10 protein-coding genes are annotated in these 11,438 nt (G+C 28.8%); 1 reads left to right on the plus strand and 9 read right to left on the minus strand.

The genetic code is table 11. From position 1 onward, the window contains the following. Positions 1 to 174 precede the first annotated feature (174 nt). The 4 genes from DAD81_RS18995 to DAD81_RS19010 all read right to left on the minus strand — a co-directional run bounded on the left by DAD81_RS18995 (position 175) and on the right by DAD81_RS19010 (position 3,727). On the minus strand, positions 175 to 693 hold the full coding sequence (locus DAD81_RS18995; RefSeq protein ID WP_111709898.1) for a Crp/Fnr family transcriptional regulator: 519 nt from the start codon (positions 691 to 693) through the stop codon (positions 175 to 177). Continuing rightward, a complete protein-coding gene (gene ribB, locus DAD81_RS19000; RefSeq protein ID WP_111709899.1) occupies positions 694 to 1,356 on the minus strand; it encodes a 3,4-dihydroxy-2-butanone-4-phosphate synthase in 663 nt (220 codons plus the stop codon). A gap of 202 nt (positions 1,357 to 1,558) precedes the next feature. Further along, entirely contained in the window at positions 1,559 to 2,413 is an 855-nt protein-coding gene (locus DAD81_RS19005) for a DUF1961 family protein (protein ID WP_111709900.1), read from the minus strand. A 411-nt stretch (positions 2,414 to 2,824) separates the two neighbouring features. Next, positions 2,825 to 3,727, minus strand: a complete 903-nt coding sequence (locus DAD81_RS19010; RefSeq protein ID WP_111709901.1) for a LysR family transcriptional regulator — start codon at positions 3,725 to 3,727, stop codon at positions 2,825 to 2,827. Between the two features lie 93 nt (positions 3,728 to 3,820). On the opposite strand from DAD81_RS19010, the gene DAD81_RS19015 reads away from it, so the two are divergent. Beyond that, a complete protein-coding gene (locus DAD81_RS19015; protein ID WP_111709902.1) occupies positions 3,821 to 4,411 on the plus strand; it encodes an NAD(P)H-dependent oxidoreductase in 591 nt (196 codons plus the stop codon). 133 nt (positions 4,412 to 4,544) lie between these two features. Here the strand turns inward: DAD81_RS19015 and DAD81_RS19020 are convergent, their stop codons facing one another. The 5 genes from DAD81_RS19020 to DAD81_RS19040 form a co-directional block, all read right to left on the minus strand. Beyond that, complete coding sequence (locus DAD81_RS19020) at positions 4,545 to 5,780, minus strand: S41 family peptidase (protein WP_111709903.1); 1,236 nt, start codon at positions 5,778 to 5,780, stop codon at positions 4,545 to 4,547. Between the two features lie 32 nt (positions 5,781 to 5,812). Then, positions 5,813 to 7,057: a serine hydrolase domain-containing protein gene (locus tag DAD81_RS19025; protein WP_111709904.1), complete on the minus strand. Its 1,245-nt coding sequence runs from the start codon at positions 7,055 to 7,057 to the stop codon at positions 5,813 to 5,815. A gap of 186 nt (positions 7,058 to 7,243) precedes the next feature. After that, entirely contained in the window at positions 7,244 to 8,443 is a 1,200-nt protein-coding gene (locus DAD81_RS19030) for a linear amide C-N hydrolase (protein ID WP_111709905.1), read from the minus strand. 3 nt (positions 8,444 to 8,446) lie between these two features. Further along, on the minus strand, positions 8,447 to 9,919 hold the full coding sequence (locus tag DAD81_RS19035) for a serine hydrolase (RefSeq protein ID WP_111709906.1): 1,473 nt from the start codon (positions 9,917 to 9,919) through the stop codon (positions 8,447 to 8,449). 120 nt (positions 9,920 to 10,039) lie between these two features. Beyond that, positions 10,040 to 11,131 (minus strand): helix-turn-helix domain-containing protein, encoded by a 1,092-nt coding sequence (locus tag DAD81_RS19040; RefSeq protein WP_111709907.1) that lies wholly within the window; start codon positions 11,129 to 11,131, stop codon positions 10,040 to 10,042. Between the last annotated feature and the right edge of the window lie 307 nt (positions 11,132 to 11,438).

Below are 11,438 nucleotides of genomic sequence, written 5' to 3' on the forward strand. Positions count from 1 at the left end.
TTCCTGTTCCAAACCAAGATAAGGATGGAATAATTAAAAATATTTTAGCCCAAATGGGTAAATTATGTTCAGGTTCATTTGTTCTGTAAAAAATTATTGAAATCGAAATAATAAATAGAAGTAAAAAAGGTACTATTATTAAAGGAGTAAAATATAAAAAAGTAGTTAATAATTTCATTCGATTTCCAGTTTTTTAGCGTTTAAATATTCAGAAATTTTAAATAATTGTTTATACCGTTCTGATGCATCTAGAGTGGTGAATGAAATTAATCTTTTAGAATTATTTACATATGCCTTTTCTAAATAGAGACTATAAAAATCTTTCCATTTGGGAATAATTTTCATAAGATGTCTAAAGTCTTCGTGAGTAATGTATAATAATTCACTATTTTCAATGACTTGAATAGCTTCTTGGGCAGGTTGATTTGTTATAAAACTAACAAGCTCGGTGGCAAATTGATTTTCAAATGCAATATAACGTGTAACGTCTTTCCCTTCCTCATCTATATAGAACAGTCTTAAACAACCTTTTTTTACAAAATAACTAACCTGACTATTTTTTCCATTTGAAAGTAAAATTTCATTTTTACTTTTTTTTATTGTTTTAAAATAAGATAACACGATTTTTAAATCGTCATCTTCAATATTAATATTCTTTTTAATGAAATTAGTAAGTTCAATATAATTTAACATTTATTTATAGTCTCTTACAAATTTACGATAATGAATAATATCCTGTATTGAAAGAACGATCAAATTATGCTCATTTGCAAATTGCGTAATAGTGTCAGTTTTTGCCATTGTACCGTCATCATTCATTAATTCACACAATACTGCTTCGGGTTTTAAGCCAGCTAATTTCATTAAATCTATGCTACCTTCAGTGTGGCCTTTTCTTTCTAGAACACCATTATTATTTGCTCTTAAAGGAAAGATATGACCAGGTTTTGCTAAATCATAGCTTGTGGCGTTATCACTACACGCAACTTGGATAGTTTTCAATCTGTCTTTAGCAGAAACCCCTGTTGTCACTCCTTTTTTTGCCTCTATAGAAATCGTAAAAGGTGTTTGGAAACTACTTGTGTTTTCTTTTACCATATAGGGTAATTTAAGAAAGTCAGCTTTTTCATTTGTTAAACAAAGACAAACAATACCACTACATTTTCGAATCATAAGTGCCATATTATTAATCGTTATATTATGAGCAGAGAATATTAAATCACCTTCATTTTCTCTGTCTTTATCATCTGTTAGAATAATTCCATTTCCATTTTGAAGGTGTTCTAATGCTTTTTCTAACCGTTCTTGACTGTCATTACCAAACATTTTTAATGTATCTAATTCTGTAAGTTCCATTTTAAATTATTATTTGAAGTGCAAAACTAATGTTGTCTCAAGTCAGATTATTTGATGTAGGTCAATAAATTTATTTTTTTTAAAACCCCATACATCTTTATTCTTTGGTTTAAGTTGTCTTATTTTTAGTTAATCTATTTCAGGAAAGTACAGAGTTGGATAAGAAACTGGTGTGAGAGTATAGGAGGAAAGTATTAAATATTTATTCCAAACTCCAAATTTTAAAGTTCTTATACCTTGCACTTCTGGTGTACATATGTCTTAAACCGATTCTTCCAGATTTGCATGGAGGGAATTTTGAAACATTCCATTTACAAACTAATTTCTCATCAGTATTCATTTTATTTTGAATGTGCATTTCAATTGTATTGTTAAATTTGAGGACTTCAACATGATATGTCACATTTGTTTTAAAAAGGCCTGTTTTTAAATGATCTCCCGGAACAAAGGTTCCTTCAAACCCTTTAAGACTTGGGTTATACCTACGTAAACGAATATAATCATTCCCTTTTGAATATTTGTTTGCATCAAAAGCCGCATAGCTTATGTGATATGTGTTCATATTCTTAATATATGTACTCATATGTGGTACTTTTCTTTTATTATTCCAAAGTGATATATCCGTTGGAAATGATGAATCGCCTTTTCCTGTAGCAAGAAAGTAAAGAATATTAACACAACGTGAAGTAGTATCAGTTCGAGTATAATCATATTCTATAGCTATGTTTCCTTTGAAGCTTTTTTTAGTCCATAGCACCATGTGACATGTGTCATTGCCATGCTCTGCTCCAGCAATTAACTCCATTCCTTCATCTGAATTTTTAACTTTAGATTTTTCCCCGTCAAGCATCCATTTTTGTTTCCAATTACTTGTACCTTTGTCTTTAAATAACAGCTCCTTTTTTAACCATTTAACCTTTGGTTTTTCCTTATTAGAACAACTGGAAAAACTAAAGGAGACAAAAACGATGAATAACAAAAAATAAATTTTGTTAGCATATTTATAGTTTTTAAAATATTGATATTGTTTTAGTGGATTAATTTTAATACTTATCATTTTTTTCACTATTTTTCATTCTACTTTATCATTTAATTCAAGTGCATTATATAGAAATAGGTTAACCGTTTTTTGTTAAACTTAAATCGTTCAACTTATTTTATAGCTATTTAGAAGGTAAAAAACTACTTGAACTTAGGTCTGTTCTTAAATTTTAAGTTTGAGTAAATTTACTTTATTTTTTCGATACGATTTATATTTCTCAGAAGCAATATTTGTCCTTTAATAATTTGGAAAATGACTAAAAATTGTGGTTCTAGAGTTACTTTTTGATAGTTTTTTTTCGCCAGTGTTCATTTTGTGTTTTCAAAAGTGACTATAATTATTGGTTTAATTTTTAGTTAACCTATTTCAGAAATTTACACTTTTAAATGAAACCCAACCATTTTTGTTTATAGTTTTGAACTGCGTTTATTTCATTTTTGATATAAATATATTTTGAAGTATATCTAATTCTTTTTTGTATTTCAAATCTGTTCTTGAAGCAAAATATAAAGTGTTTTCCGTCTTTATTTTTCCTTCCCAAACTAAAATTATTTCATTTTTTAAAATTTCATTTTGGCATAGGAAATCAGGTACTAATGCAAGTCCATTTTCATTTGACAAACATCTAATAATTGAAGTGATATTAGGTAAAATATAATTCGGTTTGAAAGCAGGTTTCTTATTAAAATTTTCGAACCAAAAACGTCTAAAATGTTCCATCTCATTGGATGAGCTATACCAAATATTTTGAAGTAGTTCATCTTCTAACTCATTTAAATTATTAGATTTAATGTGTTTTTGTATTTGAGTAGTGTCTGTTTTATTTCCAGCTATTAAAATGATTCTTTCTTTTGAAAACGGAACATATTCAACCAATGATTTTTTTTCATTCTGTTTTTTTGGTGTTATCACTAAATCTAAAATACCATTGTTAAGGTCTTTTATTAAATCAGTATGTGCTCCAAATCGCGCCACTAAGTCAAAGTCTAATTTTGGAATTTCAGGCTCAATAATGAATTGAAACATTTCAGAACACATTCCAATATTTAGACATGGTTTTTTTTCTTGCGTTGTTTTTTTAAAATGCTGTTCTGCTATTTCAAGTTTGTTTAATGATTCAATAATATATTCATATAAAAATTTCCCATCTTCTGTTGGGATCATTTTTCTTGAAGTTCGTTCAAATAATTTTTTACCAACATAGGCTTCCAAAGCGTTCAAGTGCACACTTACACCTGGTTGTGAAGCATATAAAGCAATAGATGCTTTTGTTAATGTACCATTCTCATATATTTCTTTAAATGTTCTATACCATTCTAAATTCACCATAACTATAAAAATAATAATACAAAGGTATGATTTATATTATTTTTATAATAGAAATAAGCAGCCTAGTTTTGCCGGATAATTAAATACAGACAAATGAAAAATATTTTTATAATAAACGGGAGTCATCCATTTGCACATTCTGGTGGTAGATTTAATGAAACACTTTTTAATAGTACGATTTCATATTTTGAGTCTTCAGAAGGATTTGAAGTTAAATCTACTCAAGTAGGTGACAATTATAATACAAAGAAAGAGGTTGAAAAATTTAAATGGGCAGATTTAGTGATTTATCACACACCAATTTGGTGGTTTCAAATTCCATTTGGTTTTAAAAAATACATAGATGAAGTATTTACAGAAGGTCATCAAAACGGAATTTACAAAAGTGATGGAAGAAGTAGAAAAAATCCAGATATTAACTATGGAACAGGAGGGTTAATGCACGGAAAAAAATATATACTTACCACAAGTTGGAATGCGCCTAAAACAGCATTTACTTTAGAAAATGAATTTTTTGAACAAAAAAATGTTGATGAAGGTGTAATGTTTGGATTTCACAAGATGAATGCTTTTACAGGAATGGAGTTATTGGCAACTCATCATTTTCACGATATGGAGAAAAATGCAGATGTTCCATTAGAATTGAAGAATTACAGCTCTTTACTAAATGATTTAATGAAATAATTAGTGGTTTTTTAGATTCATTAAAAATAATGCAGACAACGAGATTTTATATGATTTGTACGACTGAAAGATGGAATGTTTTCTATTATAGTACTTACTAGGTATGTTTTATATATCGCGTTATATAAAGTTTTTATTTAGTCATTTTGCGAATCAATTCAATTCCTTTTTCTAAAGTTTCGTCTTTTACTGTTGTTGTCTGTTTTATATAATTTGTTGGTACATACTTTTCTCTTGCAGTACCATTAATGTGAAATAGTTTTTCCATTGATAATTGATATCCGAATTTTTGATTATTTAAACCAAAATTAAAAATAGCCCCTGCTAATTGTTGCATTTCAGAACCAACAATTTGTGCTCTTTCCATTCCTTCAAAACCAATAGCTAATCCTTCTCCCATACTTCCTGTCCATCTGCCTACTAAAATAACAACTGGGTTTTTATATTGTTTGTTTCTGGGACTAACATATTCTACCCAACTTCTTCCAATCTTTGGTTGATTATCCCAACTCTCATCAAAAACCACGTGCTTTTGATAAGGAAGCTCACTATTAATAAATCTACTCATAATACCTTTTGCAACATATGAATTGCCTCCTCCAACAGTATTTCTTAAATCAATTATCAATCCTTTGGTATTCATTACACTATCAAGAGTTTTGTCAAATTCACTTATTAAAAGGTTGTTGCCTAGTGAGTTATTTATTCTGATTATTCCAATTTCGTTAATTATTTTTGAAGTTAAAAGACTATTATTATTTCTAAATTTGACGTTGTCTAAATTAAATTTAAATGTTTCTCCATTTTTGAATTTTAAGGTTAAAATTCTGGGTTGATTATAGCGACCAGACAAAATCTTGTTTGCAATCCATTCTTTAACCTTTAAGGAGTTTTTATTATTACAATGTGTTGGGAACTCCTTTATGACTTGTTCAAAATTAATTCCATTAAATTTTATAATTTCAGTTCCAACTATATTTTGATTCAGTTTTTCTATTTGGGTTTGCCAAACATTTGAAACTAAAAACTTTCCATTTTCTAAAATTGTATATATTGGTGAAAATAGACGAAAAGACGAATTTCTGTTAGTGTTTAAAGTTATATGACTGTCATAGAATTCATCAAGTAAATACTCGAAAAAGAGGATTGTATGTTCTTCTGTTTTAATATTTGAAATTTGCTTTTCGTAATATTCTCGAATGCAATCTAAATCAATTTTTTTGTCTTTTAAATAGATGTAATTTTGAGATATGTCAGTTAATATTTCATTCAAATCTTCTTTAATTTTCTTTTGGTCAATTTCTTTATTCTGAGATTCAACACAAGAAAAATTAAAAAGGACAAATAAAACGAATGTCAATTTTTTCATAAGTTACTATGTTTGTTTTAAATTGTTATTGCCTATAGTTGTTTATTCTTTTTTCGGATTATGAATATTGATGAAAGAATAATTATTACATAACCAATTATCAATAAAGTTAATAAATACGATTTATTACGATGTATTACAACATAGTCTGCAATTCCTGCTTTCCAAAAAAGCCATTCATCTGATATCGCGGAAGCAATATTGTAACTTCCCGTTTCTAAAATAATAATTCCATTTTTTGATTTAAGGTCAATTCTGGCTGCTGTATTAATTGCGTTATTTCCCCTTCCGTCGTGTCCAATTATATTAGAATTTGGATCATTTTGACTATAAAGATTCGGACCTAATCCATAAACACCAATTTTATTTATAAACGTTTCGGGGATACTCATTTTTGCAATTGTTTCCGAGGAAAGAACTGGGTTGCTTGAAATATTTGCTTTTAAAAACTTTGATAAATCTGCGGTAGTAGTAAATAATGAGGCTGCTGCAAGTGCGGTAAATTTGTTCATTTTCCTTATGCTTCCGTCATTTTTATAAATTTGTGCTAACTGAATATTTGGTTTTTCTGCTAGTACAAATGTCGAGTTTTCCATTTTCAATGGCTCTAAAACCGTTTGCGTTATATATTCTTGAAATGATTTACCGCTAATTTCTTCAATTAATAATTGCAATATTGTATATCCTGCTCCCGAATACATATACTTACTACCAGGTTCATAACCAACTATTGCAATACCGTCAGAATAATCTGTATCTGAAGCTTTTGTTAATGATTCTTCAATGGTTTGGACAGTTTCATTAGGTGAAAAACCACCATAGCCAAGGCCGTCAATTAAACCAGAGGAATGTGAGAGTAATTTTCTAACAGTCACTTTTTTGTTGTCAAATTCACTTTCTGGCAAATGCCATCTCGTAAGATAATCGTCAACTGGTTTATCTAAATCTAATTTGCCTTGCTCTACCAGTTTTAAAACACCAAAAGAGGTAATCCATTTGCTAATTGATGCAACTGGGAAAACAGTATTTTCATTTACGGGCTTGTCTACAGAATAGAAGAAATTACTAGATATTTTCCCATTTTCAATTAGTGTCATTGCAAAATTCCCAACAAATTCGTTGTCTATTTTTTCTTTTGTTGCCTCAATAAAAGCCTCCGATGTTTTTTGCGAAGTAATGGGTTTTAATATAAACCCATTCATAGTTCCGTAGCCAATAAAAGCAGTCCATATTAAAATCGTAAGAATTATTAGAGTGATGTATTTAAAGGTTCTCATTTTGTTTATGTTTATTAATTGGATGTTTTCAAATGTAACACTGTTTAGTTTTTATAAAAATGTTAAAAGATAGATAACAAGATTTTATACGGAATTAACAAAAATAATTAGGTTATTAACTATATTTCGTGTCATTACAATATCTCACACTATGTTTATAAATTTTTATTCTCTGCAGTGTGTATTTTAAGACTTATTAACTTTAAATTCAGTTCTTTTCTCCTTACTCTTTAAGATCATTTTTATAGCATTTTCATTTTCAGAATTTAAGTACAAAGATTTTGCATAGCTTTTTATTGCATTACTCCAATCATTATTGGCAAAATATGATTCCCCTAAACTATCATACAAATTTGAGTTGTTAGGCATTAAGGTTATTCCATATTCAAAAATTTTAATAGCAGCTTTTGGATTTTTTTTATCTAATAGCCATTCATATCCAATAGGGTTTATAATACTTCCAAATCCCATAGCATTAAATTCTTCTTCAGATATCTTTTCATTTCCTATTAGTTCTTCAATAAATAAAGTTGGATGATTTTCATTATTATACTTCAGATAGTGTTTGTACCCTAAGGACTCTTTTGGGAACAAATCAGGAATCATGGTCTTATGATTGCCTTTTTTTAAATCTTTTTTTAAATCAATTTCTATAAATTTCGAATGATCATTAAAAAGATATACTCTTACTATTAATTTCTCTAAATCATAAATAGTAGAGTATTGCGTAGCTGCCAACTTGGTTTTGGCTTGAGCGAACTTACTCATTGCTTCCCCGCAATAGTCAAGAGTTGCTTGCCCATTTGAGGAATTAATAAATTTTCGTCCATTTTGATAATAATCAAGATTTACATTGTCTACTGATTCAATTTGTGAGTAATAGAAGTTTGAAAAGGTTTTTTCTGCCTCATCTCCTATGAAAATTTCATCTCCTTCTATAATTAAATAAGTTCCTGACTTATCTACAAAAACAAGCATGCTTTTGGTTAGAGTTGCTAAATTTATCGTTTCTATATAAGCCTTAACCTCTTCAACATGGGTCATTGTCTGCATTAATTTCCTAAGCGCATCTGCAATTGGAATTTTTACTTTTCCTGCGGTATTATTTACAGGTAAATAATTAGGTTCAAAGAAACCGTCAAAAAGTAATCCTTTTTCATTAATAGCGCCTTGAGCAAAGTTGTTTAGTTGCCCCATATACATTACTCCAAATTTATTTTTACTGCCACTTTCAAACCAAAATTGATGATTTGGACTTAGCCAATCTTCATTATTGCCCACAATAGTTTTTCCATTTTTAGTAATCTTATACATACTACAAGCATTACCTATCATTGGGTTTAGTGAATAAATTATTGCAAATACTATTATTAATATATTTTTCATTTTTTATTTCTTGTAAAATTCAATTGGTTCTTTTAAAGCGTGAAATTCAAATTTTGTTATTTCTCCATAGGTGTCATCTACAAATTTCACTGGATATCCTGGGTTGAAATCTTCTTCAAACTCTTTTAATGGTTTAAAGTAAAACGTATTATAATTTAAATGTTCCAATTTAAATTTAAAGGTTGGTAGTAAGGCATATAATTTTCCTTTCTCTAAAACTACTTCAACTTTACCATAACCATTTGCATGATATTTTCCAGTAAAAACTTGAAGAGCGTGTGTTGGTGGTTTTTTCTTGTTTAAAGGCTTGTCTTTTAGGATCGGTTTATATTTGTCATTCACAATAACTGGAAATTCAAATTCAGATAATCCAATTAATTTTCTTGAAATATAATCGGATAAAGCATATGGCAAAAGAGAGTTCTTCTGATTTGTAACTACAACAATTCCAATATTTTCTATAGGGAATAAATCCATGGCTGTTGAAAAGCCGTTTGTATTACCTCCATGCCTCATTCTGTAGTGACCTTCCCAAGCACGCAAACGACATCCAAAACCTTCTCCCCATAAAAATGAACCTTCTGCATATTTCTCTTCATGCTTTATATTCTGAAGTCTAGACGCTGCCCTAATGTAGTTTAGAGGAATAATCTGCTTTCCTTTATAAACCCCTTTGTTTAGCCATACACGCATCCAATTTGATAAATCATTAACAGAACTCTTAATGGCTCCTGCCGGTGAAATTGAATAATAATTTTCAAAAGTAGTTTGCTCAGTGTTGCCTTTATACCTTGCATAACCTAATGAAAAATTATTAGTCTTTTTCATTGCTTCAATAGAGGTGACAGAAGCATTCATATCCAATAGTGTAAATATTTTTTCTTTAACATTATACTCCCAACTATTACCTGTTACTTGCTCTACAATAGTACCTGCAAGAGTATATCCTATATTACTATATACCCAACTATTTTTTATTTCTGCTTGAGGTTTTAAATATTTGAGACGTTGTACTGTTTTTAGTTTGTCTTTTTCAGGAAACATAGTAATAGAACTTCCGTGACCACCTATACCACTTCTATGACTTAATAGGTCTTCTATGGTAATTAGGTTATTCATTTTGTCATTGTAAAACTCAAAATTTGGAACATGCTCTGCTGGTCTATCTTTTAAAGTGAGCTTGTTCTCGCCTTCTAAAATTCCTAATAAAGAACCGGTAAAGGCTTTTGTCATTGAGGCAATATGAAAAATAGTATTTTCATTTACAGGTAATTTTTTATCCAAATTTCTATAGCCAAAGCCTTTAGAATAAATAACCTTATCGTCCTTGACAATAGCTACAGCTAAACCAACGGCATGGTGTTCTTTGATTAAAGATTCTATTTTTTTGTCTAAGTCTATTAATTCTTTTGGTGTTTCTTGACTAAAGCAGCATTGTATTAAAAAAGAAAATACGAGTGTGTAAGTAAATTTCATTTTTGTATAAATTTTAATTTGATACAAATTTGAATTATTTAAATGATGTAAAAGTCCGAGTACATAAAGTCGGACTGATTTTTGGCTAAATAATGCGTTCAAATAAAAGTCGGACTACGACTAACTAATTGATTTTCGGTACGCTGATGGTGTTTGGTTTGTTGCCTTCTTAAAAGCAGTATAAAATGAAGATTTAGAACTAAAGCCGACCTCATATAAGATTTCTAATACAGTTAACTCTTTTTTAGTTGGGGCTTTTAAAAGTGTTTTTGCATCATTTATTCGGTATTCATTTATGAAATCAAAGAAATGTTTATTTAAATGATGATTAATTAATATGGACAATTCCCTTTCTGGAATATCAGTTTGAATGGCCAGTTTTTGTAATGTTAATTCAAAATCCAAATAAGGCTTTTCCTTTTTCATAAGGGAAGTGAGCTTTTTTAGATGTTGATTTTCAGAATTCCCTTTTTGAATAATCTTAGTAGTGTTATTTTCAAGAATGAATTTTACAGGCTTTAAGTGCATATTAATACCAGTAAATAACTCTGGTTGATATAATGCCTTGAGAACGAAAAATATAGTTATTGATAAAACAGATAGACTTATTATTATATTAATATTTAGAACATATTCTTGAAATATTGAATTTGATAGATACCATCTTATCAGTACAAATGAATGTGCTATGCAAGAGAATATCGTTATCTGAAATAACCATTTGTAAATAGCGTAATTGGCATTTGAATAATTTTCTAGATATACTGTTTTGTATTTTTTTAAAATTATAAATATTACAACTGTGTAAGCGATAAATTGTAATTCTCCTATTATTTCATAAAACAATAAGCTTTGGTCAGAGAAACTCGTTATTTTGAAAATGAAAAGAAATATTATAAATAATAGCCCATGAATAATGTGCTTTTTTCTAATTTTAAAATTATTATAACAAGCAGCTAATACATAAAGATAAAACAAAGGCATTTGTAATAGGCTAGAAGCCATTTTTAAATTTTGAATATTGGGATATTCTAAAGTCTTGTTTGTAAACAAGCCGATTAAGTCAAATGCGATAACCAATAGGTAAATACCAAACAGTTTATTTGATAGTTTGTTTTTTGTTGTAACAGTAAAAAGAAAAACAGAAAAAAGCGTCATTATAAAAACAACAATCTTTCCAATAGTTTCAATAATTTCTATTTTTATTTCCAATAATTTTGGGGTATTATTTAATTGCTGCCAACAATCTGCTAAACTTAGTTCGTCTTTGAAAACGAAGATACAAAAAGTGGATGATAATGAAGCGTTAAGTTGAATGTGAGCTTAATGGCCATTATCTGTCTCGAAATTCTAATTTTTTTAGAAAAAATTGATACATGAGTCACTTTATTGGTTAGGGAGTTTGTTGAGACGTACCAAATTATTTTATTTACTGTTAGGGTAGTTGCTTCAATTTAATGAGAAATAACTTCTGAAAATAAACAATTCAGAAATTTTCGGTTAGGTTCTGTAACAACAT

The organism is Lutibacter citreus (genome assembly GCF_003260195.1).
Classification (GTDB): domain Bacteria; phylum Bacteroidota; class Bacteroidia; order Flavobacteriales; family Flavobacteriaceae; genus Lutibacter; species Lutibacter citreus.